The organism is Streptomyces seoulensis (genome assembly GCF_022846655.1).
Lineage (GTDB): Bacteria > Actinomycetota > Actinomycetes > Streptomycetales > Streptomycetaceae > Streptomyces.
Genome location: NZ_AP025667.1, coordinates 3,222,186 through 3,246,605, shown reverse-complemented (window position 1 = coordinate 3,246,605; position 24,420 = coordinate 3,222,186). Strand labels below are relative to the sequence as shown.

22 protein-coding genes are annotated in these 24,420 nt (G+C 71.0%); 9 read left to right on the top strand and 13 right to left on the bottom strand.

Features of this window, described 5'->3' with window-relative positions; genetic code table 11:
- The first annotated feature begins 115 nt into the window (after positions 1–115).
- From HEK131_RS14970 to HEK131_RS14950, 5 genes are all read left to right on the top strand, one after another.
- Positions 116–1,255 carry a sensor histidine kinase gene (locus HEK131_RS14970; RefSeq protein ID WP_244335669.1) on the top strand — a complete coding sequence of 380 codons (1,140 nt, stop codon included), beginning with the start codon at positions 116–118 and terminating at the stop codon, positions 1,253–1,255.
- 10 nt (positions 1,256–1,265) lie between these two features.
- The gene (locus tag HEK131_RS14965; protein WP_244335667.1) at positions 1,266–1,958 is read left to right on the top strand and encodes a response regulator; all 693 of its coding nucleotides are present in this window, start codon (positions 1,266–1,268) and stop codon (positions 1,956–1,958) included.
- Positions 1,959–2,209: 251 nt separating this feature from the next.
- Positions 2,210–2,596, top strand: coding sequence for an SRPBCC family protein (locus tag HEK131_RS14960; RefSeq protein ID WP_244335665.1), 387 nt, complete (start codon positions 2,210–2,212; stop codon positions 2,594–2,596).
- Between the two features lie 170 nt (positions 2,597–2,766).
- Complete coding sequence (locus HEK131_RS14955) at positions 2,767–3,711, top strand: SDR family NAD(P)-dependent oxidoreductase (protein ID WP_244335663.1); 945 nt, start codon at positions 2,767–2,769, stop codon at positions 3,709–3,711.
- On the top strand, positions 3,708–4,313 hold the full coding sequence (locus tag HEK131_RS14950) for a TetR/AcrR family transcriptional regulator (RefSeq protein ID WP_244335661.1): 606 nt from the start codon (positions 3,708–3,710) through the stop codon (positions 4,311–4,313). The genes HEK131_RS14955 and HEK131_RS14950 overlap by 4 nt, the downstream gene beginning before the upstream one ends.
- Positions 4,314–4,436: 123 nt before the next feature.
- On the opposite strand, the gene HEK131_RS14945 is transcribed toward HEK131_RS14950, so the two are convergent.
- Positions 4,437–5,282, bottom strand: a complete 846-nt coding sequence (locus HEK131_RS14945) for a hypothetical protein (protein WP_244335659.1) — start codon at positions 5,280–5,282, stop codon at positions 4,437–4,439.
- 263 nt (positions 5,283–5,545) lie between these two features.
- Here HEK131_RS14945 and HEK131_RS14940 point away from each other — a divergent pair, with 263 nt between their 5' ends.
- On the top strand, positions 5,546–6,694 hold the full coding sequence (locus HEK131_RS14940; RefSeq protein WP_244335657.1) for a ferritin-like domain-containing protein: 1,149 nt from the start codon (positions 5,546–5,548) through the stop codon (positions 6,692–6,694).
- A gap of 27 nt (positions 6,695–6,721) precedes the next feature.
- Here HEK131_RS14940 and HEK131_RS14935 read toward each other — a convergent pair whose 3' ends face one another.
- The 5 genes from HEK131_RS14935 to HEK131_RS14915 form a co-directional block, all read right to left on the bottom strand.
- Complete coding sequence (locus HEK131_RS14935; protein WP_244335655.1) at positions 6,722–6,937, bottom strand: heavy-metal-associated domain-containing protein; 216 nt, start codon at positions 6,935–6,937, stop codon at positions 6,722–6,724.
- A gap of 256 nt (positions 6,938–7,193) precedes the next feature.
- A complete protein-coding gene (locus HEK131_RS14930) occupies positions 7,194–7,811 on the bottom strand; it encodes a sigma-70 family RNA polymerase sigma factor (protein WP_244335653.1) in 618 nt (205 codons plus the stop codon).
- A 168-nt stretch (positions 7,812–7,979) separates the two neighbouring features.
- Positions 7,980–8,669: a hypothetical protein gene (locus HEK131_RS14925; RefSeq protein ID WP_244335651.1), complete on the bottom strand. Its 690-nt coding sequence runs from the start codon at positions 8,667–8,669 to the stop codon at positions 7,980–7,982.
- 252 nt (positions 8,670–8,921) lie between these two features.
- A complete protein-coding gene (locus HEK131_RS14920; protein WP_244335649.1) occupies positions 8,922–10,292 on the bottom strand; it encodes a hypothetical protein in 1,371 nt (456 codons plus the stop codon).
- Positions 10,293–10,491: 199 nt separating this feature from the next.
- Positions 10,492–10,809, bottom strand: a complete 318-nt coding sequence (locus HEK131_RS14915) for a hypothetical protein (RefSeq protein ID WP_244335647.1) — start codon at positions 10,807–10,809, stop codon at positions 10,492–10,494.
- A gap of 443 nt (positions 10,810–11,252) precedes the next feature.
- Between HEK131_RS14915 and HEK131_RS14910 the strand changes: the two genes are divergently transcribed.
- The gene (locus tag HEK131_RS14910) at positions 11,253–11,936 is read left to right on the top strand and encodes a class I SAM-dependent methyltransferase (RefSeq protein ID WP_244335645.1); all 684 of its coding nucleotides are present in this window, start codon (positions 11,253–11,255) and stop codon (positions 11,934–11,936) included.
- Positions 11,937–12,050: 114 nt separating this feature from the next.
- Here HEK131_RS14910 and HEK131_RS14905 read toward each other — a convergent pair whose 3' ends face one another.
- From HEK131_RS14905 to tap, 6 genes are all read right to left on the bottom strand, one after another.
- The gene (locus tag HEK131_RS14905) at positions 12,051–13,007 is read right to left on the bottom strand and encodes a hypothetical protein (RefSeq protein ID WP_244335643.1); all 957 of its coding nucleotides are present in this window, start codon (positions 13,005–13,007) and stop codon (positions 12,051–12,053) included.
- Positions 13,008–13,312: 305 nt separating this feature from the next.
- On the bottom strand, positions 13,313–13,816 hold the full coding sequence (locus HEK131_RS14900) for a transglycosylase SLT domain-containing protein (RefSeq protein ID WP_244335641.1): 504 nt from the start codon (positions 13,814–13,816) through the stop codon (positions 13,313–13,315).
- A gap of 436 nt (positions 13,817–14,252) precedes the next feature.
- Positions 14,253–15,263, bottom strand: a complete 1,011-nt coding sequence (locus HEK131_RS14895) for an aldo/keto reductase (protein ID WP_244335639.1) — start codon at positions 15,261–15,263, stop codon at positions 14,253–14,255.
- Between the two features lie 37 nt (positions 15,264–15,300).
- On the bottom strand, positions 15,301–16,122 hold the full coding sequence (locus HEK131_RS14890) for an aldo/keto reductase (protein WP_244335637.1): 822 nt from the start codon (positions 16,120–16,122) through the stop codon (positions 15,301–15,303).
- 317 nt (positions 16,123–16,439) lie between these two features.
- Entirely contained in the window at positions 16,440–16,997 is a 558-nt protein-coding gene (tpg, locus tag HEK131_RS14885) for a telomere-protecting terminal protein Tpg (RefSeq protein ID WP_244335633.1), read from the bottom strand.
- Between the two features lie 15 nt (positions 16,998–17,012).
- Entirely contained in the window at positions 17,013–19,259 is a 2,247-nt protein-coding gene (tap, locus tag HEK131_RS14880) for a telomere-associated protein Tap (RefSeq protein WP_244335631.1), read from the bottom strand.
- A gap of 315 nt (positions 19,260–19,574) precedes the next feature.
- Here tap and HEK131_RS14875 point away from each other — a divergent pair, with 315 nt between their 5' ends.
- Positions 19,575–20,789 (top strand): Cmx/CmrA family chloramphenicol efflux MFS transporter, encoded by a 1,215-nt coding sequence (locus HEK131_RS14875; RefSeq protein ID WP_244335629.1) that lies wholly within the window; start codon positions 19,575–19,577, stop codon positions 20,787–20,789.
- A gap of 93 nt (positions 20,790–20,882) precedes the next feature.
- On the opposite strand, the gene HEK131_RS30140 is transcribed toward HEK131_RS14875, so the two are convergent.
- Positions 20,883–23,216 carry a hypothetical protein gene (locus HEK131_RS30140; protein WP_279614253.1) on the bottom strand — a complete coding sequence of 778 codons (2,334 nt, stop codon included), beginning with the start codon at positions 23,214–23,216 and terminating at the stop codon, positions 20,883–20,885.
- Between the two features lie 243 nt (positions 23,217–23,459).
- Here HEK131_RS30140 and HEK131_RS14865 point away from each other — a divergent pair, with 243 nt between their 5' ends.
- Positions 23,460–24,407: a hypothetical protein gene (locus tag HEK131_RS14865; RefSeq protein WP_244335627.1), complete on the top strand. Its 948-nt coding sequence runs from the start codon at positions 23,460–23,462 to the stop codon at positions 24,405–24,407.
- Positions 24,408–24,420: the final 13 nt, after the last annotated feature.

Sequence of the window (24,420 nt, the reverse complement as noted above, 5' to 3'; positions counted from 1 at the left end):
TGTTCAGGGGCAGTATCGGTCATTGGTACACGGGGTGGGCGGGCTTGTAGTCCGAAGGTATCGATCCACGGTACGCAGGAGCTGGCCGCTGCGCTGCGGACGTAGGTTCGGCGGTATGCGCAACCGCCGCGACTGGTTCGTCGACATCGCCTTCTTCCTCTTCGCCGTTGTCTTCTCCGTGGTCACGGCAGACTCGGTGCACCCGGACGAGAACATGTCCGGCGGCGAGCAGATCGCCGACCAGGTGGCCGGAGGACTGGCCTGCGCATCGGTGTTCCTGCGGCGGCGGTGGCCGGTGCAACTGGCCGTGGCGCTCATGCTTGCCGGGACGTATTTCCACCATCTGACCGGGGCCACGCTGGTGGCCCTGTTCACGGTTGCGGTGCATCGGCGACGGCGGGTCACCGCCTGGCTGGCGGCGGTCACACTGGTGCAGTTCGTCGTGTTCCTGGCGCGGAGGCCGGACACGGGTTCCCAGGCGGCCAGTTCGGCCCTCACGTACTTCGCGCTCGTGGCAGGTGCCATCGGCTGGGGGCTGTACGTACGCTCCCGGCGGGCGCTGGTCGCGTCGCTGGAGGAACGCGCGGCCCGGGCCGCCGACGAGGCCCGACGACAAGCACGGGAGGAGATCGCCCGGGAGATGCACGACATCCTCGCCCACCGGCTGTCGCTGCTGAGCGTGCATGCGGGGGCGCTGGAGTTCAACCCGGGCGCCCCCGCTGCGGATATCCAGCACGCGGCCGAGGTGATCCGCGACAGCGCGCACCAGGCGCTGCAGGACCTGCGCGAGGTGATCGGTGTCCTGCGGGCGCCGACGGCGGGCCCGGACGGGGCCGAAGGGTGGCCGCAGCCGACGCTCGCGGACGTGGGGCGGCTGGTGGCGGAGTCGCGCGAGGCCGGGATGAACGTCACCTACCGACAAGAGGCCAAGGATGCGGCCACCGTCCCTGCCGTCACCGGCCGAACCGCGTACCGCGTCGTGCAGGAGGGTCTGACGAACGCCCGCAAGCACGCGCCCGACACCGAGATCACGGTCACCGTGTCGGGCCGGCCCGGCGAAGGACTGACGGTGACCGTGATGAACCCGCTCCCGGACAGCCGGGGAACGGTGATCCCGGGTGCCGGGCAGGGCCTGATCGGGCTCGGCGAACGCGCCGAGCTGGCCGGTGGGCGGCTGGAGCACGGCCCTCGGGACGGCTCGTTCGTGCTGCGTACCCGGCTGCCCTGGGGCTGCGCCGAGGCGGTGGGCCGCTAACGTGACCGTCATGATCCGAGTACTCCTGGTCGACGATGACCCGCTGGTGCGCTCCGGGTTGCGGCTGATGCTCGGGGGCGCGCCGGATGTGCGGGTGGTCGCCGAAGCCAAGGACGGGGCTGAAGTGGCGGCGCTGGTGGCCGAGCACTCCCCCGACATCGTGCTCATGGACATCCGGATGCCTGGCATGGACGGCCTCGCCGCTACCGAGGCGTTGCGCGCACGCCCGTCCCAAGGCACTCCGGGAAGCTCTGCGGAGGAGCGGCCCCCCGAAGTGCTCGTGCTGACCACGTTCAACTCCGACGAGCACGTGCTGCGCGCCTTGCGCGCGGGCGCCGCCGGCTTCGTGTTGAAGGACACCCCGCCTCGGGAGATCGTGGCGGCGGTGCGGAAGGTGGTGGCGGGCGAGCCGGTGCTCTCGCCCGCAGTCACACAGCAGCTCATCGCGCAGGTGTCGGAGGGAAGGGGCGGGCGCGAGATCCGGGCGGAGCGGGCTCGGACGCAACTGGCGCTGCTCGGCGACCGTGAGCGGGAAGTGGCGGTCGCGGTGGGGCAGGGCAAGACCAACGCGGAGATCGCGGCAGAGCTCTACCTGTCCGTACCGACCGTCAAGACGCATGTCTCGCGCATCCTGGCCAAGCTGGACCTCAACAACCGCGTGCAGATCGCCCTGGTGGTGTACGACGCAGGCGGGGCGCTCTGAGCGCGGCTCGGGGGCAGTAGCCCGTGCTGGACGGGCGACCCCGGGCGGGAGCCGCCGTCACCCGAGCACCTCGTCCGTGGGCACGAGCGCGCGGCTCGTCCTGCTCCCTTTGCCGCAACTCGCCATGACAGGTGCCGTTGTCGTCGGAATGCTGGGATGAGACCGCGGGCGCAGCCCTCACCCAGCGTCAGGATCAGACCGATGACACCCGTTCGTACCAGCCACCCGCCACGACGGTTCCGGGCTCTGTCATGGCACGCGTGACCCTGAGCGCCAGCGGCGCGGCCCGTCCCGAGGCGGTCTGGGAGCGCTACGCGAGCGTCGACCAGTGGGCGTCGTGGTCCCCGCAGATCAAGGCAGTGCACTCCGTCAGCCGCCGTCTGCGGCCGGGCATGAGCGGCTCGGTCGAATCGGTCGCCGGCATCCGTGCCGCCTTCGTCGTGGAAGCCGTCGACGACGACCGCCACACCTGGACGTGGCGGGTACGCCTGGGACGCATCCAGATCCAGCTCCACCACGAGGTGAGGCCACACGAACACGGCACCACCACCAGCCTGACGATGCACGGCCCGAAGCTCGCCCTCCTCGCCTACGCCCCCCTCGCCCGCCTCGCACTGCACCGCCTCGTCCAGCCCTGACCTCACCGGCCCGACCGTGGCCGCATGCGCGCCGCACGCCGGAACGCGGGAGCGTGATCATCCTGACGGGTCCACCGACACATCCGAACCCCGGGAGCCCAACGACCGCTGAACCACGACACGTTATGGTACTGAGTACCACATGGAACTCAGTACCTCAGGAGCCTGTCATGGACAGCCGGACCATCGTCTTAACCGGAGTGACCCGCGGTTTCGGGCGCGAGGCCGTCGAACTGCTCGTCCGGGAACGGCCACAGGACCACTACGTCGTGCTGGCTCGCCGGGGCGGCGAACGCCTCGCCGCGGAACTCGCCGAGGCCACCGGCGCCTCCGGGATCACCGGTGTGGACTGTGACCTCGCTTCGCTCTCCGGGACCAGGCGGGCGGTGAAGGAGATCCTGCGCGGGCTCGGATCCGGGCAACTCCCGCCGCTCGGTGGCTATCTCGGCAACGCCGGCCTGACGGTCACGACGACCGGGCAGCGCACCGCTGACGGGTACGAGATGACCTTCGGGGTCAACGTGCTGTCCCACTACCTGCTCGTCCGGGAGCTGTTGCCCCGGTTCACCGGTCCGGGCTGGATCGTGCTCACCTCGAGCGACTGCCACTTCGGGCAGTTCCGCCACACGCTCGGCGCCACGCCACCCCCACGCTGGGCAACGCCGGCGCGACTGGCCGCGCCCCGTGCCGGTGGAGCGCGGGAGGCCGGGCGCGCGTACGCGACCAGCAAGCTCGGCGTCATCTACCTGACCCACGCGCTGGCCCGCCGCCTGCCCGACAGCGTCGGCGTCTACTCCTACAACCCGGCGCTCGTCGCGGGCACCGGTTTCTTCCGCCACGCCCCGGGGCCCGTACGGCGTGTGCTGAACGGGTTCTTCCAGCTTCAGCGGTTCCTCGGCCGGGGCATGACGCCGCAGCAGGCGGGCGCCCGGCTCACCGGGACGATCCTGACCGGGCTGACCGCCCGGACAGGGGCCTACCTGGATCGCGGCCGCGACGTCCCCTCGTCGCCGGAGTCGTACGACGAGGCCCGCGAGGAGGAGCTGTGGCGGGAGGCCGCCCGCCTCGTCGACGCCGGCCGCCCGACGGAGCAGGCGGATATCCTGACCGAATGAGCGCGAACACGTTGCCGGCGGAGTCGTTGCGGGACCGTAAGCGCCGCCAGACCCGGGAACGGATCATCGAGACGGCCTTCGCGCTCTTCAGGGAGCGGGGGTTCGACGCCGTCACGGTGGACGAGATCGCCCAGCGGGCCGAGATCGGCCGCACCACCTTCTTCCGCTACTTCGGCGACAAGCAGGAAGTCGTCTTCTCCACCGAGGACGACTTCCTGCACGCGCTCACCGCGGCCATGCGCGACGTACCCGCCGAGCCCCTCCGGGACCTCGCGCAAGCACTGGCCACATCTCGGCGGCTGCTGCTCGCGATCTGCGCCGAAGCCGCCCGCCACCCCGGCCACCACGCGGTCTACCACCGCCTGGTCACACAGCACCCCGAACTCGAGGACAGGCACACCCGCAAGACCCGGCACTACGCCGACCTCCTCGAGAACCACCTGACCGACCACGGTGCCCCTCCGGCCACCGCCGTCCTCGCCGCCCAGTTGACGCTCGCCTGCTACCAGACGGCGTGGCGCCTCGGCAGCCACGACGCGACGGCGGTACTCCGCGAGGCGGACGACGCCTTCGACCTCCTGCTGGGAGCCACCGCCGTCTGACCGGCCGGCCCGCACTCAGCCGGGGCATGCGTCACCTCGCAGCGGGCTCCGACGAGACGGAACGGCTGGACCTCACCGCAACCGGTACGGGGAGCGCTGCGAGGAACTCGTCGCCTGACGCACTCACAGGTGCTTGGTCCCGAGCGCGCTATCAGACAGGTGCGTTTCGTCATGGCGCGCCTGTATGCGCGCGATGACGCGCTCCTGTCCCAGCTTCTTGGCCTGGCGGAGCTTGGCTTCGGCGACGAACATGGGGACCCCGAACAACCAGCCCCACAGGCTGAAGTCCAGCACTCCGCTCAACACGAGTGCCTTGTTCAGGCCGAACGCGGCGACGAACGTCAGCACATACGCTGCGACCCGGTGCGCGAGGATCAGACGCAGTGGTGCGTTCCAGGCCCCCTGCAGCAGCTCGACCGCCGCCGCGATTTCAGCGGCCCGGATGTCCTCCCCTGTGTCCTCGCTGGGCTCGCCACGAGCCGCTCGCCGTAGCGCGTCGGTGACCAGCACGCTCTGCTCCGCCATGGCGGCATGCTGCGCTTGCCCCTGGGCAACGGATACCTTCAGGTCGTCCCAGTAACCCCGTCCGGCCCAGCCCGTCGCGTCATCGACGCGCACGCGCTCGGCCGACCCGGGTGGGGCCAGCTCTTCGATTCTCTCCCGCAGAACCACCGCACGGCGCGCCCGCCCCGGGTGGTCGAAGGAGTCCGAGCGAAGACACAGCTCCAGATACGACACCAGGAGTCCGAGATCGTCCGCCGCCAGGGCGAGGCCCTCGCGATACGCGGCCTCAGCCTCTCGGTCGTGGTCCTCCTCGTCCGCCGCGGCATGTGCCTGCCCGAGCCAGCGGAAGAGGACCGGATCCGGTCCGCACTCCTGGAGCCCCGCCTCTGCCGTCGCTCTGACGGCCTCATGACCACCCACTGCGAAGAGCTCTGAGCATCTCTCCACGTACTGCTGCCGTTCCACGTCCCCACCCTGGTCGTCCGAGCAAGCACCTTCCGACGCACTCGGCGCCGCTGTCAATCACCGCTTGATCACGAACACCGGATCAAGAGCCATATTCGACATGTAGTCGGACCAATCGGGCGCTGGGTTCCGCGCGGTGCGCCGATCGCGTGGAAGGACGAGTCGCCGGTCGCGCACCGCCGAAGAGGGCATGGCCCGCTGCTAGCTTCGCGCACCTGGTCCGAGGTCGATTGCCCGTGTCACGGGCGTGTACGGAGGCTGCGGTGACGAATTCAGAGAGGTCCCCCGAGGACTCGGCGGACACCGGTGTCCGGTTGCGCAGGCGCAGCGTGCTCGCGTCGGCCGCGCTGGCCGCGGGGGCGCCGGTGTCCCTGGCCGCTCCGGCGCACACCCCCGGACGCTCGGCCGGTCAGCGGTCCGCGGCCCCGCAGCACGGCGCGGCGGTGCGCCTGGTGGCCGTACCGGCAGAGCGGCGCGACATCTCCTGGCTGAGGTCCGCGCTCCAGGTCGCGGTGGAGATCGAGTTCGCCACCATCCCCCCGTACCTCTGCGGATGGTGGTCGGTCAGGAACCGCAAGTGCGATGCCGCACGGCTGATCCGGCGCATCGTCTCCGACGAGATGTACCACCTCGGAATCGTGTGCAATCTCCTGGTCGCGCTGGGGGGTCGCCCCCGGATCAGGGACTCCGCGCCCACCTATCCGGGGCCGCTGCCCGGTGGCGTGCACCCAGGGGTCGAGGTCTGTCTCTCGGGCCTGACTAAGCCGTTCGTCCACGACGTGATGATGGCCATCGAGGCGCCGGGCGCGCCCCTCACCGACAGCGCGGACGACCCGTTGAGCATCGGCCTCTTCTACGAGCAGTTGCTGTCGGCGTTTCTGGCCGCGGCACCTGATCTGCGTACGGACCGGCAGTTGCACGAACGCATCGGTGAGGACACGCTCAGGCCCGTACGGACTCTCGACGACGTCGAGCGTGCCATCGAGATCATCAAGGAGCAGGGCGAAGGCACCTCGCACTCCCCCGCGGACGCGCCGAGGGACGGCCACATGGCGCACTACTACGCCTTCGCCGAGATCTACCACGGGCGCCAGCTCCGCGAGACCGGGGGCGAATGGCGGTTCACCGGACCCATGGTGCCGTTCCCGGACACCCGGCCCATGGCTCGGGTCCCGGCGGGCGGCTGGAAGAATCCGCCCGCCGAGGCCCAGCGGCTGCTCGACGCCTTCGACGGCACCTATGCCGGCGTACTGGAAGCGCTCGACGCCGCGTGGAACGAGGGCGACCGGCACAGCCTGCGCACGGCCGTGCGGGGCATGCGCAGGCTCCAGGCTCCTGGGGAGGAGCTGATGGAGATTCCGATCGCCGGAACCCGCGAGACCTACGGGCCGCAGTTCCGTCCGAGAGGCTGAGCGCCGCCGGCAGTCGTCCGGCGGCCGTCAGACGGCGACGGTGCCCGGCACCTCGTAGCCCGCCTCGACGATCGCCGCGCGCAGAAGGGTGTCGTCCAGATCCGCGCCCTGCACGGTGACGGTGCCCGCGGTGACGTCCACGTCCACCTCGCTGACGCCGGGCATCCCGGTCAGGGCCTTCTTGATGCTCGCCGCGCAGTGTCCGCAGCTCATGCCGGTGACGAGGAAGTTCATTCGTGCCATGGCGCCACTCCTGGGTCTGGGTGAGGCGTGCGTACGCCCCGGATCTACGGATGGACCGCCCGCCGTGTCCGGCGGGGTCGTCCGAACAGTCGGTCCGGGTGACGAGCCGGTTCCCGGCGACAGCCCGGATCACACGAAGGTGGACTCCGGCTCGGCCGGCCGGGGCTTGTGCCCGTGGCGCGCCGATGGGTGACGGCGAGGGTTGCCGCGCCCGGTGCGCTCCCCCGGGCACGGCATTCCTCACGCGGGCCGGGCTTCAGGCGGCGGGCAGCGACGCGGGCCGTTCCGCCTGGTCCAGCAGGTCCATCAGTGTCGCTCTGGCACGGGCGACGCGGGAGCGGACCGTGCCGACCGGGCAGCCGCCGGCCTCGGCCGCTTCCACGTAGGGCAGACCTGCGACCTGGGTGAGCAGGAACGCTTCGCGTCGCTCCTGCGGCAGAGTGTCCAGCAGGTCGAGCAACGCGATGCCGTCGTCGAAGCCCGGCAGGCCACGCGGCTGCGCCCGCTCGACCGCCATCTGCCAGTCAGACGCGTCGGACAGTCGTGGTCGCGCGGCGGCGTGGCGGTAACTGTCGATGACCGCCCGGCGGGCGATGGACAGTAGCCAGGAGCGCGCCGAGGAACGGCCCTCGAAACGGTGCAGGCTGCCGAGCGCGCGCAGGAACGTGTCCTGTGCGAGGTCGTCCACCGACTGAGGGTCGCCGCACAGCCGGGCGACGTACCGCTGGACGTCACGGTGCAACGCTCGGACGAACTGCTCCCGGGCATGGGCGTCACCGCTCCGGGCGGCCATGGCCCACATCGTCGCCGGGTCGTCGTCCGGCGCCGCCGGAGCGGGGGTGGTCCGGGAAGCGGGCAGGGCGGAACTGATCACCTGGTGTCCTTCTTGGATTCCGCGGTCCGGGCCTGGGCACCTCGGCGGCATCGCGGCCCGGTGAATGGGGAGACGGCCGCACCCCGGCGCGACGCTCTCAGGCGTACGTGCACGGGGATGCGGCCGGGACCCGAGGTGCACGGCGCAGCCTCGGGAAACCGGCTGTCCTCAGATGACAGCGGTCCCCGGCGGAGGTCCCCGAGAGGTGATCGCGTGAACGAGCAGGAGTCCCCGCACCCGGCGGGAGCGGGAGCGGGGTACCCGGATCCGGGGGTGGTCGGTGGTGACCTTGAAACCGAGCAGCAGCAGGAGCGGGGCCGCCAGCCGGCCGGCGATCGCCCGCATGATGCGGAACGCCGCCTTCTCTCCGTACGCCAGCCACAGACCGGTGACCACCGCGGCGAACAGGTGCGCGGCGAGCATCCCGTAGGAGGGAGCTCCATCAGGCGCCACCGCATGGCTCATGGCCGAGTGGCTTGTCGACATGTGGTCCATCGACATCCGGCTCATGCTCATGTCCGCGGGGTACATGGACATGTGACTCATGCCCATGGAGCCTGCGGCGCCTCCGGCTCCCGTCCCACGGGCAGGCGTGCCCTCGATGATCGACTGGGCATGGGAGAACGCCGTGTGCAGAGCCACCTGCGTCGCCACGACGGTCGCCACGATCAGCGGAAGACCCCGCTCGCGGGCGGCAAGGGCCCATCCGACGGCACCGGTGGCGACCGCTCCGAGGGCGAACGCCCAGGCGGGCAGATGGGTGCCGGACATCATGACGTGCGCCAAGGCGGCCAACACCACGCACACGGCCGCGAACACCGCGGCCCGCACGGTGCGCGAGCACCACCCCGCCGTCATGAGGCACATCCTCACATCCGGGTACCGGCCTACATGCCCGCGTACGGAATTCACGCCCGCCCACCACTCAACCACCCCGCTGCGATCCAGCACACGGCGAAACACCGGATCCGGGCGAGAAGCCCGTCTGGCTTCGTGGCCTGCCCTGTTGCTCGGCGGGATCGTCGTCGCGCCGGCCCGGTACACACCCGCTGCGAAGCGAGGGGTCCGGAAGAGCCGTCCAGACGGCTGTCCCGGACCCCTGTGACTGGGTCAGTTGACGGCCAGGACGGCCGTGTTGTTCGTGAGGTCCGGGTCGAAGGTGAAGGGGGTCTTGCCGAACTCGCCGTACGGGGGGTGGATGCTCACGGCGCCGGTCGCGCCGGGCACCACTGTGTCGACGCGCACGGAGAACGCGAACGTGCGCTGGGTGTCCTCCAGCACCCAGTACGGCAGCTCGCAGTCGTAGCGCGGGGCGCCCGTCTGCTTCGGGTAGTAGCCGCCGCCGAGGGTGCGCGGGTAGCAGCCGGACGGCACGCCGGTGACCTTGGTGCCCTCGGGCACGATCAGCCGGACCTGGGCGACCGGGTCGCCGGAGCCGAGGTTGCCGAGCCAGGCCGGGCCGTTGTTCTTGAACGTCAGCTCGGCCGTCGCCGTCTGGCCCGCGCCGGCCGAGATGGTGTCACCGGTCACCGAGAAGTCCGCCGTGTTCGCAGCGCCGATCTGGAGGACCTCGTAGTCGTTGCGGGAGTCGATGTCCTGGGCGCCTCCGCCCGGCTCGACGTCGATGTCGAGCCGCTCGCTCATCGCGTGCGGGGCCAGGCGCACCGTCAGCGGCTCGGGCAGCTCGAAGGAGTCACCCGGGGCCAGCACCTGGTCGAACGTGCAGATCGCCTTGTTCGACGGCGCGTAGTCCTCGCCGCTCGTCGTGGTGTAGGTGCAGGCGTCGTACCGGGTCAGGTCCGTCAGGCCGTACGAGGCGTACAGCTTGACGGTGAAGCCGTTCGCGCTCTCGTTGCCGCTGTTGGTGACCTTGAACGGGATCGTCCGCTCGTCGCCGGGGCGGCCGTCCTCGACACCGGTGACCGGGGCGATGGCGAGGTCGGGCCCTGCGCCTACGGTGAGCGTGGTGTCGAAGCTCTCGTGCGGCGCGGTGAGCGTGCCGTCGGGGCCACCGGTGGCCGTCGCCTCGTAGGTGATCCTGCCCTGCGCGCCGGCTTCGGCGCCGTCGGCCGCCCGCACGGTCAGGTGCACCTGCTTCTCGTAGTCGGCCCCGATCGTGGGGACGACGGGGATGTCGCAGACCGCGCGCGTCCCGGCCGGAGTGCAGTTGTCGGGCCAGGTCACCTCGGCGACCCCGGCGAGACCGGAGACGTCGACGGTGAGCCTGCCGTCCGTCACCGTGAAGTTCTGGTTGTCGTGGTAAAGGCCGACGTCGAGAGCGCGGGACTGCGGCTCTCCGCCGTCGGCTCCGGTCGGGAGCGTCTGCTCGTACGGCGGATTGACCCACAACTGGTCGGTCTGCGGCGGGTCGTCGTCAGCGGACGCCGGTGCGGCGAGGCCGACGGTCAGCAGACCGGCCGCCACCGCCGCGGCAGCACCGGATCTGAGACGTACCGGGCTTCCAGCAGAGAACCATCTCATCGCTACCCCCCAAGGGTTTGATCACGCGACTGGTGCACCGTCAGGCGCGGCGCACCGGACGGATCATCACATGAGACGGATCTTGCTGCGCCCTGATTTTCGGTCCCCGCGGGAGAACACCCGCGAGCCGCACAACCGCCTCGCCGCCCTACACGGCCGCGCCTGACCAACGGCGGGCACAGCAACAGATCAATCCTGGCTACGACCCCTCCGGAGAGGTCGCGTCGGCGCCCGGCGGCTCCTCCTTCGCCAGTGCACCCCGGCCCACTGTCAGGGACCAGCGCACAGCCGTGGGCGCCTCCACCGATACGACTCCGCCGCGGCTCGCCCCTGACACGGCCACCTGGTTGTGCACAGTGCTGACCTCGCCCGCGACGCACTCCAGCGGGAAGGAGACATGCACAGGCCGCACGGCCACCTTGACGGTCCCCGCGCCCTGGCAGCGCACCGCGACGATGAGCGCGTCCCCCTTGTCGCCTCCGGCGAACTCCACCTCGGCGTTCCCCGTGGTCACCATCCGCCGACCGGCCAACGTCTCGCCCGCATCCAGCTCCGGCGGCTTCTGGACGGGAGGATCTGTGCTGGGAGCGGCTGCGACCGACGCCGAGCTGGAGACCGGCGGGTGCGCTGACCGGGCAGGCTGCTTGGCGTCGGAGTCGGGGGCGGAGCAGCTACTCAAAGGGAGGAGCACGGCAGCACCCACGATGCCCAGCGCTCCCAGCGTCCTACGAGACCTGGGCATCCCAGCACCCCCACACAGCCCGGCCGACACGATGCGGCGTACAGACCACAACACTCCCCTCATCACCATGCGCACACACATACCGGCTACAACCACGGACGCGTGCGGCGCCGGAGCAACCGCGGCTGGTGCCCTGACGGAAACGATCAGTAGATGTCGGGCAGGTCGACTCAACGTCGTCCCATGGCATGTCAGTTGCCTGCTCTAGGGTCGCCCGCATGGCTGAGCCCTCCTTCCTGGCCGCTGTCCGTGAGTCGTACGACACGGTCGCGGCCGATTACGTCGAACGCGTCCCACCGCCCGCCGAGTTGGACCCGCTGTCACGCGCGATGCTGACGGGGTTCGCCGAGTTGGTGCGGACGGCCGGTCTGGGACCGGTCGCGGACCTGGGGTGCGGCCCCGGACGCGTGACGGCGTACCTGGCCGGGCTGGGGGTGCCCGCCTTCGGTGTCGATCTGTCGCCCAGGATGATCGGACTGGCTCGGCACGCCTATCCGAACCTGCGGTTCACCGAGGGCTCGATGACCGCGCTGAATACGGAGGGCGACGAACTCGGCGGCATCCTGGCCTGGTACTCCACCCATCACACGCCCCCGCAGTGGCTGCCGGCGGTGTTCGCCGAGTTCCACCGCACGCTCGCGCCAGGCGGCCACCTGCTGTGGGGAGACTACGTCGGCGATGAGCGGCTGCAGCCGACCCACGGCTATGGCCGTCCGGTGTCCTACGAGTCCTACCTCCTGCCCCTGGACCGCGTGGTCGGCCTGCTGGATCAGGCCGGTCTCGTCGTCACCGCGAGGCTGGAACAGGAGCCCGGCGGACGCGTGAACAGACCGCACGCCTGCCTCCTGGCCCGCAAGCCCGCCCTTACTGGAAACGCTCGCACGGCGAGGACGCCCGGCTGACCGCCGACGGTCGCGGGGAGGGCGGTCCGCCCCAGCGGACGCCTCTGTCGCTGACGTGTCGCCGGTACCGCCACAGCCCTCGCGCGTCGGCGCCGAGCCGGCACGAGGACGGCGTCAGGCCGTGGCGCCCGCCGTGTTCACGGACCCACGAGGAGAGGTACGGGACGACCGCAACTGGGCGTGGAGAGCCGCGAAGGCCGTGCACGTGATGGGGAGGACCACGGCCGCGGTGACCAGGATGCCGACGATGACAGGGGCGAGGATGCCGGCGTAGTACGCGGCGAAGAAGTTGCCCGTGGCTTCTTCGATCCAGCCACGTACGAGAGGCCGCAACGGCAGCGCGAGCTGCACCACCAACCGGATCACCCCGGCGGTGAGCGCGGCCAGCGGGAGCGTGAGGGCGAGGACACGGACCGCTCCGGCGCGCGTCCACGACAGCGACCAGGAACGGCGCAGGGCCGCGCCGGGCCCGAGGCCGTCGGCTGCGGCGGCCGGGGCGAGATTCAGTGCCAGGCGCAGCAGCACAGCGGCGAACACGGCGACCACGGGAGAGGCCGCGACAGACGTGTAGAGCCACGACCCGCGTTCCAGGATCTGATCTTCGGTGTCGATCTGGGGGCCGGTGAGGTCGTACGCGACTTCTACGGCGAGCAGCGGCAGGGGCCATACGATCAGGCCGCGCAGCGCGTACACGGTGAGCACCGGTCGCAGTCGCGCGAAACTCAGCGCCCACGACCCGTCGTCCTTCGAGGGCTCGTGAGAGACCGCTGCGACCGCCCGCGAGCACACGGTCTGCAGGGCCGCGCCACCGGTGCCGAGGAGCAGCAGGAAGAACGGGAGCGCGCCGAGGGCGACCAGTGTCAGGTCACTGTGGTCGTGCAGGTAGGGGTCCTCCATCTGCTGGTACCAGATGCGCTGGTTCCGCATCCGGGTGAAGCAGGGCCAGGCGAGCGCGAACACTGCGGCCGTCATCAGAAGCCCGGCCAGTCCGCACAGACCCACGACGCGTACCGCCGCCCCCGCCAGAGTCCTGCGGTGCCGTCGCAGGGCCGCGGACGTCGTGGCGGCCAAGCCGCGTCGCGAGCTTCCGCTCGTCGGTGGCACCGTGCGGTCGTGCTGTGTCGGCATAGGACGCCTTCTCCAAGATCCGGGGCAGTTCCCGGAGAAGACGCAGGGCGGACCCGGCGCGGTTCTGCCGGCCTGCGCGGCCTTGGCGGCACCTCGACGGCCGTGGCCTCGGCCATGGGTTCCGGCCGCGGGGGCTCGGGGGGAAGGACAAGGAGCCGACAGCGCAGCGGCAGTGGCCCCCGACCAGTACGGTCGGGGGCCACTGCCGCTGCGCGCGTGCCTGTGCCTGTGCCTGTGCCTGTGCCAGGTCAGTAGGCGGAGTTGACGTTGTCGATCGAGCCGTAGCGGTGGGCGGCGTAGTTGGCGGCCGCGGTGATGTTGGCGACCGGGTCGGTCACGCTGTGCGCGGTGCCGGCCACGTGGTAGGTGTTGAAGGTGGGGTCGATCACCTGCAGAAGCCCCTTGGAGGGGATGCCCTTCTGCGCGTTGATGTCCCAGTTGTTCTGAGCGTTGGGGTTGCCGCCGGACTCGCGCATGATGTTGCGCTTGAGGCCGTCGTAGCTGCCCGGGATGTGCTTGGCCTTCATGATGGCCAGCGACTGCTTGATCCAGCTGTCCAGGTTCCCCGACTTGGCCGTGGACGTGGCGGCAGCACGGTGGGCGGTGACCGAGTGGGCGGCCTGAGCCTCGGCAGCGAACGCGGACGACGGCATCAGGGTCACGGCGGCGGCCGCGGCACCCACGGTGGTCAGGCCGGTCAGGGCGAGGGTGCGCAGGCGGGCAGGGCGGCGGGAAGCAAAGATCGCGTTCAAGGGGGTCTCTCCAGAGGACGTCGTTGAGGCACCGGCCGGATTCCGGTCGCGGCATCTGTTGGGCGTCGGGGCGAGGCCCCGCTGTCACCGGGCAGACATCGGCAGGCACACCAGGCGATCACCCGGTCCGGCCCGCTGCTCCGGCAACGAGAAACATGATTAGGGGCGGACAAATCGCTACGCAAGCATGTGACCTACTACCGCAATGCGGGGATGTGCGGCAAATTGCCCGATTCGCGGCTTGCGATGCTGTTCGGGGCGGGGGCCCTTCTACGATCCACGTTAGGACGTGATCTGCCCCCTATGAGCACCGTCACGGCTCACCCGCCGACCGACCCCGCCGTCACCACGCCGGGCGACCATTCGGACACGCCCCCGTCACGCGGCGGCCTGGGCTGATCGGCAGACGACCGGCCGCCGGGCGGTGCCACCTGAATCAGGTGAGCGGTACCGGTGCCTCGTAGGAGACGATTCCCTCCGCGCGGAGAGCCTGCCAGAAGGCGGCGGGGATGCTCTGGTCGAGGGCGCCGAGATCTTCCGCGATACGACTGGGCCTGCTGGCCCCCGGCACGACCGCGGCCACGGCCGGGTGGGCGAGGACGAACTGGAGCGCCGCGGACTTGACGCCGATGCCGTGTTCACGCGCGAGGGCGTTGACACGCTCCACCTTCGCGACGACCTCGGCCGGGGCTTCGCCGTACTCGAAGTGGCTGCCGCCGACGAGGATGCCCGAGCTGTACGGGCCGCCGACGACGAGGTCCACGTCGCGCCGACGGGCGGCGGGCAGCAGTCGCTGGAGGGCGCGCTCGTGGTCGAGCAGCGTGTAGCGGCCGGCGAGCAGGAAGGCGTCCGGGGTCGGCTCGGCCAGGTCGAGGGTCAGCTCCAGGGGCTCGACCCGGTTGACGCCGAGCCCCCATGCCTTGATCACGCCCTCCTCCCGCAGCCGGGTCAGGGCGCGGAAGGCGCCGGTGCGCGCCTCCTCGAAGCGGCCGATCCACTCGTCACCGTAGAAGTCCTGCGCGACGGAGTGCACCCAGACGATGTCGAGGCGGTCCGTGCGCAGCCGCTTCAGACTGTCCTCGACGGAACGCAGCGTCGCGTCCGCGCTGTAATCGTTGTGGATCTTGTTGGGCAGGCCGTACTGGAACAGGTTGCCCTTCTCCCCCAGTTCGCGTGTGGCCGGTTCCTCGAACTCGTCCAGGATCAGGCGGCCGACCTTGGTCGACAGCACGTAATCGGCGCGGTCGTACTGCGACAGGAAGTCACCGAGGCGGGTCTCCGCGAGGCCCGCCCCGTACACGGGCGCGGTGTCGAAGTAGCGGATGCCGTGGTCCCAGGCGGCATGCAGGGTGGCCTGGGCCTCCTCGTCCGTGAGGGAGCGGAACATGTTGCCCAGGGGGGCCGCGCCGAAGCCGATGGGGCCCGGCAGCAGATGGCGGATGCTCATGTCAGGTCTTTCGGGTGGAGGGGACCACGGCTCCGGGTCAGTTGAGGGTGTCGGGGTCCGGGCCCGTGCGCAGGCCGCGGTCGAGGGCGGCGATGGCGTCGAGTTCGTCGTCGGACAGCCGGAAGCCGAACACGTCGAGGTTCTGCTGGATGCGCTCGGGCGTGACGGACTTCGGGATCACGACGTTGCCGGTCTGCAGGTGCCAGCGGATCACCACCTGGGCGGGGCTGACCCCGTGCCGCCGGGCGGCCGCGACGATCGCCTCGTCGCCGAGGACAGCGCCCTGCGCCAGCGGGCTCCACGCCTCGGTGGCGATGCCGTGCTCGGCGTGGAAGGCGCGCAGTTCGGCCTGCTGGAGCGCGGGGTGCAGCTCGATCTGGTTGACGGCCGGGACGATGCCCGTGTGGTCCATGAGGCGGCGCAGGTGGGGCACCTGGAAGTTGGAGACGCCGATGGCGCGGGCGCGGCCCTGCTCGAGGATCCGCTCCAGGGCGCGCCAGGTGTCGAGGTAGCGGTCACGGGCCGGGGTGGGCCAGTGCACGAGGTACAGGTCGACGTGGTCGAGGCCGAGCTTGTCCAGGGAGGCGTCGAAGGCGGCGAGGGTGCTGTCGTGGCCCTGGTCGTCGTTCCACAGCTTGGTGGTCACGAACAGCTCGTCGCGGGCGATCCCGGACTCGGCGATCGCGCGGCCCGTTCCGCGCTCGTTGCCGTAGATCGCGGCCGTGTCGATGCTCCGGTAGCCGGCCCGCAGGGCGTGGCCGACGGCGGCGGCGGTCTCGTCGTCGGGAACCTGGAAGACGCCGAAGCCGAGCTGCGGCATCTGGACGCCGTTGTTGAGGGTGACGTTCGGGATGGTCATGGGTGCTGCACCTCTTCTTACTGCTGTCGGAGCCGTGCTCAGCGGCCCGCAAGGCCGGTGAGCACCGGGCGCATGCCCTCGGCGCGTGCTCCGCCACGCGGACGGCGGCACGGGGAGGGTGTCCCGGTGTGCGCGGTACGGCCCGACATTAATTGCATGCGCGGGCTAATTGCAAACGCCTTATAGCCGCGCACGCAATCCTGTGGGGGTGCCGCTGCGCGTGCGTCGTCGCGGCACCCATGTCTCCGACTCCTGGCGGCCGCGCCCGGCGGCGGTCAGGGCGCGAGCAGGCTCCGGCTCGTCACGCTGCTACCTCGTCACAGCTCGAACTCCAAGTGCTCCACGTCCGTGAACCGCACCTCCTCCAGGCTGCCGGCGCGGCGGCCGCCGTCCTGGAAATAGACCTCCCTGAGCGCTTCCGCGGCGATCTCCTTGAGCTCGCGGTCGCCGGCGCCGGTCTCCTGGGCCTCGAAGAGGCGGGCGGCGTACTGCGGGGGCAGGGCGACGGTCAGGTGGCGGATGCGGGACTCGTCCGTCGTCCCGATCGGTGCGGTGTAGCCCATGCGGGCGCGAGTGTCGATGACGATGCCGCCGGTCGTGGCCGCCCTCTCGCGGGCCCTGGCCCGGATCTGCGGCTGCCACCGCTTCTTCACCTCGCGTTCCAGGCGTGCGGCGAGGTCGGGGCGGGGCTTCTTGATCTGGTCCTTCACGTACCGCTCGACGGTGCGCTGGGAGATCCGCAGCATCTGCGCGACCGCCCTGGTGCCCTTCATCTTCTTGACCAGGTAGCGCATCTGGGCGCCCGCGCTCTTGGGCGCCGGGCGGGTGAACGCCTTCTGTACCGCGGCGTCCAGGCCGTCCCCGAACATGCTCATCGCCTGCCTGCTCCCCTACTCGCCGTTGTCGGCATCGGTGACGGTGCCGTCCTTGATGTACCGGGCGAGGTTGAGCTCCGGGGCGTCGAAACGCTCACGGACCTCCTCGCCCCACAGGACCGACTGGGTGCCCTCGTGCTTGACGAGGCCGGGGTTGATGCCGAGCTTGAAGCCGCCGGGCAGGGGCTTGCCCTCCCGGTAGGGCAGGAAGTCCAGCGGGCTCTCACCGCCCGCCGCGTAGACGACGCAGTCGGAGAGGATCGCGACCGGGTACTGCCCGGTGAACGCCGCGTGCTTGACGATCTTGCGGTGCAGGTTGATCCGGGTACGGGAGATGACCGCCGCCCGGATGTCCGGCCGCCAGGTCGGGCGGGACAGGGCGCGCCACGGCTCGCCGGGCCGCCAGCCCTCGCCGCGAGGGCGCTCGCGGAGCTTGCCCAGGCCGCCCTTCACCGTCGCCTTGACCGCCGAGACGACGAGTCCCAGCTCCGGGTCGCGGTCCTTGTAGCCGTCCATCGCCGTCAGGAAGTCGGCGGGCAACAGGTCGGCGGTGACGCCGAGGTCGGCCATCGTGGCGAGGTAGGCGTCGCGCAGCCGGTTGTACCAGCCGTCCAGGTAACGGCCGTTCTCCCGCCGCACCCACGCCTCCACCGGGCGCACCTCGTAGCCGAGTTCCACGGCGTAGGCCACGGTGGGCGTCGCGTACCAGGCCGGACCCTCGGGGCGCTCGCCCTTCGGCGTGAACGGGGAGGGCAGCAGGCTGCCGTCCAGGTCCGTCCACTCCTTGCCGACCTTCACCTTCGACAGGTCGACGTGGGAGAGGTCGACCAGCCAACTGCCGGGCAGCTTCGGATCGAACACCGGCGCCCTGACGTGCGTGGGCACGCCCAGGCCGACCGTCAGGCCGTTGGCGCCGGCCGCGAAGGCCATGTTCACGTCGATCCCGACCAGGTGGCGCAGGGTGCACTCGGCATCGGTCATCGGCCGCGCCCAGTCGTACGCCTCCTCGAACAGCTTCTCCGCCGGTCCGCGCACATGGAAGCGGGGCAGGTCCTTGAGGAGCGGGTGACCGTCGGGGGCCTCGCACGGCGCGGGGTCGACCGGGTCCTTGCCCAGGGAGCCGGGGTTGTGCTCGGAGTACCGTCTGCCGTCGGCGTCCGGCTCGGAGGCGCGGGTCGCCGGGTGCAGCGCGGCCATCAGCTCCAGGCCGGTCACGGCGGTCGATCCGCGCGGCGTCATCACCCGGGTCGCGTACACGCCCAGCACACGAGCGAGTTCCGCCGGCGGAAGCTGCCCGGCCGCGCCCCAGTGCCGGGTGTCGAGCGCGTGCCACGACGGGATGCACAACTGGACGCAGGCCCGCTCCGCACCCTGCGCCGGGCGGTAGATCCGCGCCCACGGCCCGAAGCCGCGCTTGGTCAGCTTCCACTCGGCGCGGGTCAACTGCTTGACGACCTTGTGGCCTTCCGGAAGGCGGCCGGCGAGCCGCTCCTCCTCCGTGAGGGTCGTCGGGAGGCCGTAGCGCTCGCACGCGGCTTCGGTGAGTACGAGCAGCGGGTCGGCGTCCTTGCCCGGGCCGGAGAGCTTCGGCTGCCCGAGCTTCGCCTCCCTGAGCGTCCAGTCCACCAGCGCTGGGACCGACTTGGCCGGCACATCCAGGACGAGGCCGCCGGTGCAGTACGCCAGCACCTTCCCGTCCTCGACGTCGACGACCGCCAGCGGACCGTTCTCGAACCGCGGGTCGGTGTCGCCTGCCGGAGTCGCGGACGGGGCCGGCTTCGCCGCGGCCGGACTGCCCGACGCCGACGACATCGGCCTGATGACGCGGGCCGGGCGCGACGAGGTCGCCGTGGCGGGGATGGCGGCTGCGGGCCGGGCGTTCTCGGCCTCAGGCGCGGGCGCGGTCCGCGCTTCCACCGGGTCGGGCACGCTGGTGTACGTGGCAGGCTCCTCAGCGGCCGGCTCCTCAGCGGCCGGCTCCTCAGCGGCCGGCTCCTCCGGGGCCGGCTCCTCCGGGGCCGGGTAGAGCTCCGCCAACTGCCGCAGCAGCCGTGCGTAAGCCTCGCGCTCCGGACCACGTGGCTCGGTCGGCTTCTTGGCCGACTCCCATCCCGACACCGTCGCCCGCCGCACCTTCAGCGCGCCGGCGACTTCGTCGAGCGTCAGGCCGTGCGCGGTGCGCAGCCGCTTACGCTCCTCGGCCGACGGCAGCGGAGAGCGGGATGCGACCAGCGCGTCGACCGCGTCGAACAACTCGGACATGGGACCTCCTGACCAGCAACCTATCCCATCAACCGTACGGATCGCGTACTTTCACCGTACGGACGCAGGGGCGGGCCGGAGGAGATACCGGCGAAACGAGGTGCCCCGGCGGGCGTCGGTCGGGTAGCGTGCGGGCCATGTCGAGTCCTGAGTCGGACGAGGTGGGGGCTTTCGGTCACGCCGTCAGCCCCCTGAACCACTGAGTTCGTAGCCCCGTCGTCGCGCCGCGTTCCGCGGTGGGACGAGTGTGCGACGGGGGCCGGCCGCGGTGGCGAGATGACCTTCTCGTATCTCTCCTCACCTCGGAGCCACTCGATGTCTCTCCCGCTGTACCTGCTTGCCGTGGCTGTCTTCGCCATGAGCACCTCGGAGTTCATGCTCGCCGGCCTCTTGCCGGACATCGCCCCGGATCTCGGCGTCACGGTCGGCACAGCAGGCGTTCTCACCTCGGCCTTCGCGATCGGCATGGTGGTCGGCGCCCCTCTCATGGCCGCTCTCGCCCGCGACTGGCCCAAGCGGTCCAGCCTGCTCGGGTTCACCGTCGCCTTCGCGGCAGCGCACGCCGTGGGCGCCGTCACCACGAGCTTCCCCGTCCTGTTCGCCACACGAGTCGTCGCGGCGCTCGCGAACGCGGGTTTCCTCGCCGTCGCCCTGACGGCTGCCGCCACGCTGGTCCCGGCCGACAAGAAGGGACGCGCGCTGGCCGTGCTGTTGTCGGGCACGACCGTGGCCACGATCGCCGGTGTCCCCGGCGGGTCGGTACTCGGCACGTTGCTCGGCTGGCGGGCCACCTTCTGGGCCGTCGCCGCCCTCTGCCTGCCCGCGGCGCTCGGCATCCTGAAGGCGATCCCGGCGGGACGTGATGCGGACGGAGCGACCGGCAGCCCGGCCTTGCGCGCCGAGCTGGCCAGGCTCGCGAAGCCGCGGTTGATCGTGGTGATGCTGGTCGGCGCGCTGGTCAACGCGGCGACGTTCGGCAGCTTCACCTTCCTCGCGCCCGTCGTGACCGGCACCGCCGGGCTGGGCGAGTTGTGGATCTCGGTCGCTCTGGTGCTCTTCGGTGCCGGTTCCTTCGTGGGCGTCACCGTCGCCGGCCGTCTGTCCGACCAGCGTCCTGGCCTCGTCATCGCGGCCGGCGGGCCGCTGCTGCTCTTCGGCTGGCCGGCCCTGGCGGTGCTGGCCGACGAACCGGTCGCCCTGCTCACCCTCGTCCTCGTCCAGGGCGCGCTGTCGTTCGCACTCGGCAGCACACTGATCACGCGGGTCCTCTACGAGGCCGCGGGAGCCCCCACCATGGCCGGCTCGTACGCGACGGCGGCGCTCAACGTCGGCGCCGCCATCGGCCCCCTCGTCGCCGCGACCACTCTCGGCACCACGGCCGGGAACCTCGGGCCGCTCTGGGCGAGCGGACTCCTCGTCGCGGTCGCGCTGCTCGTCGCGTTCCCCCTCCGCACCACGGCCCTCGGCCGGCCGGAGCACCGAGGTGTTCCGGTGGCGCAGGCCGACGGCCCGTTGCACGACTCCCGGTAGTCCGGTGCGGCACGCCCGTCGTGCCGCGTGGGTGTGTGCGACGGCCCCCGCACACCGGTGGACCGGTGCGCGGGGGCCGTTCGTCCGTAGGGGTCAGTTCCCGGTACGCCTGCGCTTGGCGCGGACCAGGATCGTGCCGACCGCGAGGAGGGCGGCGGTGATTCCGGCGAGGGTCAGTGCCTGGGTGCCGGTGTCGGCCATGCTGCCGCCCTGGTCACCTCCGGTGGTGGGGGGCGGGTTGTGGCCCCCGTTTCCGGACGGGGCCGGTGCCGGGCTCCGGGTGGGGGCCGGGGTGCTCGGCGCGGCGGTGGGCTTGCCGGTCGGGCTGTGCGTCGGCGTGGGGGTGGGCGAGGGACCGGGGGTGCCGCCGCGGCGGCCGCTGTTGTCGCCGCCCATCACCGTGGTGCCGGTGGCCTGGTAGCCGAGGGCCTCGTTGCGCGAACCCTTCGTCACCGAGGGCAGGTTGGGCTTCTCGGCCACGAAGCGGGCCTTGCTCACCTTCTCCTGCGGCTGCTTGGTGAGGTCCACTCCGCCGACGGTGTAGACCCAGACCTGTCCGTCGACCGGGATCTCGTACTTGAAGTCGCCCTCCGTGTAGGAGCGCTTCATCTCCTGCCAGACGGTCTTCTTGTCCCAGTCGGCGTTCTTCCCGCGCAGCGGCCAGCGGGTGACCCGGTTGCTGTCGATGATCTTGTTGAAGGAACCGCCGAACGCCTTGGGGTCGGCCGTGACGGTCTGGCGGACGTACTCGGCGGCGATGCGGGCCTTGTAGACCCGGCGCAGATCGGCGTACTTGGGTGCCTCGTTGACCTGCTTCTGCACCACCGGCAGCAGGGTCTGCCGGTAGACGTCCATGTTGTGGGCGGTCTGCTCCTTGGTCAGGGTGCACGGCATGCCGCCGCCCGGACCGGGGGTGCTGTACTCCTGGGCGACCGTCTTGACCTCGAGCGGGGCGTCGAGGATGTAGGCGCCGTCCTTCTCGATACGGACCTGGGCCTTCATCGGGACGATCCAGTTGCGGGTGGAGCCCATGCAGGGCTTGCCGTCGACCCGCGTGATCCCGTCCCAGAACCGCTTCCCGGCGTCCGTCTTGGGGTCCTCGGCGCGGCCGAAGTCGCGCTTCATCTCCATGTCGGCCTCGAGCAGCACCCGCCCGGCGTCGGTCTTGTCGAACGGCGCCTTCATGATGGTGTCCGGGTCGTCTGGGTTGAGGTTGACCCAGAAGTGATCCGGGGTGAGGGCGAGCCAGGTGAAGAAGGCGTCCGAGATGAGCTGGGCGCGGTCCTTGCCGCCGTAGCCGGGCGCGGCTTCCTCGTCGGCGTTCTTGGCGCTGAAGGCGTAGGACAGGTTCCCGGTGTCGGTCTGCCCGATGTAGGAGATGTCCAGGGTGGAGAAGTCGACACCGCCGGGTGCCCGCAGGCTGTTGCCGGGCTGGCTGATCAGCCCCCGGGCCCGCTCGATCTGACGCCGGGCGTCCTCGGGGGTGGCAGCGGACCTGCGCGCCATGTCGGCGCCGGAACCGAAGGAGGGCCGGTTGGGGTCCGGCGTCATGAGCTGGGTGTCGCGGGGCGTGTACGTGCCGACGGTGAACCGCGGATTCGGTGTGGCGGCGTGCCGGTAGTACTTCACCTTGGCGGCGTCGTACTTCTGCACCGTCTTCGCGTCGGGCTCCTGCCCGTTGATGTAGACGACCTTCCAGCCCCGGCGCACGAGTTCGGCGTCGATCTTGAGCTGGCGGGCGTCGTAGCCGACACCGGACTTGATCTCGTAGACGGTGCGGGTGCGCTGGTTGACCGCGTCGAAGACCCGGCCGTCCTTCATCACGTCCTTGCCCAGGGCCCGTTCGAGCTCCTTGTGCAGGGTGGGGTTCAGGTCGCGGAGGTTCTTCTGGCAGATCCAGTCGACGCCGCCGAGGTCCAGGTACTTCACGACCTCGGACTCGAAGGCGTTGCCCCGCCTGTTGTTGCCTTCGTTGCGGGAGTAGACGTTGTTCAGCCACTCGTTGAAGGAGCCCGCGTACGGCTTGCTGCCGGCCTGCTTCTCCTTCCAGGTCGCCACCGCGTTCTCCGCGCTCCCCCAGGGATAGCTCTTGGGGCTGTCGCCCTCGGGGAGATCGATCAGGCCGGGATCGGTGAGTGCTTCGAAGCCCTTGGCGAGGTTGTCGTAGGAGTAGAAGCGGTCCTCGGCGTTCGGTGACTTCCACTGGTTCGGCCCGGCCGGCTTGTACCCGGGCAGTCTGTACGCGGGCGGCGGTGTCGGGCTGGTGCCGTACTTGTCCATGCAGCGGCCCAGCATCGGCTTCGGCGGCGCCGCGTCGGCGTCGCCGTGCAGGCCGGGCACCGGGCCGGCTGCCAGCAGGGTCGCGCCGAGCACGACGGCCGCGGCACGCGGCCAGGACCGGCCGCGTACCCGTATCGCAGAATCCATGGTGTGTCCCTCGAAAGGGGGCGCGGATACGAGCCCCTCCACGCACGCGGACAGCGGGCGCGAAAGGGCGATGAGAGGTCGAGCGGGCGGTGGCAGGCCCCCGTCGACGCCACCGTCCCGCCCGGCACCCTAGCCCTGGCGCACTGTCACGCACAGCGGCAGCACAGGCGTGTCGCACAACAACCACACCATCTTCAAGGGGAGTTGGCACCTGAAGCACTGCGCGGCCTAGGCTTTTCGGCCATGACCCCGACTCCCGCCTCCCCCACCCACGAAGAGCTCCTCGACCGGTGGCTGGACGACATGCAGGTCCTGGCGGCACGGCTCGAACAGGTGCACCTGCCCGACGACTTCCCCTTCGACTACACCCCCGCCTCCCTGCCCGCGCTGGAGGCGGCACTGCTCGAAGCGGGGTCCGACGGCGACTTCCACCGCGCCGTCCTCCCCTACCTGGGCGAGGTGCTCATGGACGTGTGCGGCGGCCGGTGGGACATCGACCCCGGAACCGGCGGCGCCGACGGCGACCCCGTCGTCCGCCCCGACCCCGCCCTCGGCCTGCCCGCCCTGTCCCTGACCACCCTCGTCGATGTCGCCCTCGCCGAGGAGTCCGGCGAGGTCTTCGCCCGCGAGTGCGGTGAGCTCGCCGACACCGTGACCGGGCTGCGCCGTAGCCGTCCGGACTGGCGGCCGGCCAAGGAACACTCGCCCCTGGACCCGATCGGGCCCCAGCCGGCTCCTCCACGGCTCCGGCACTGGCTCGCCGAGCGGGAGGCCGCGCACCGGGAATGGGCGCGGGGGACGACCGGGGCCGAGCATGCGGGCGAGGGCGGCGGGTGGGACTTCTCCCCCGCCGGCCTGGACAGGCTGGAGCGAGAGGTCCGTACCCGTTATCGCACTCTGGCCGATTTCGACGGGGACCGAGAGGGGCCGTTCCTCCAGAACGCCGCGTGGTACCTGGGACAGGTCATCTGCCTGCACCGCGACAGCACCTGGGTGTACTGGGAGACCGATCCCCAGGCCCCGCGCGGCAGCCACCACCACCCCGACAACCCGTGGTCCGGCATTCCCTTCACCCACCAGCCCCACCGGCGGCAGGCGCGCCCCTGCGATCCGCTCGACACACTGCGCGGGCTCGTCCGGTACGGAACGGGCTACCACCTGAGCCGGATCGTCGACGGCATCCCGGTCTAGCGGAGGCGGCAGA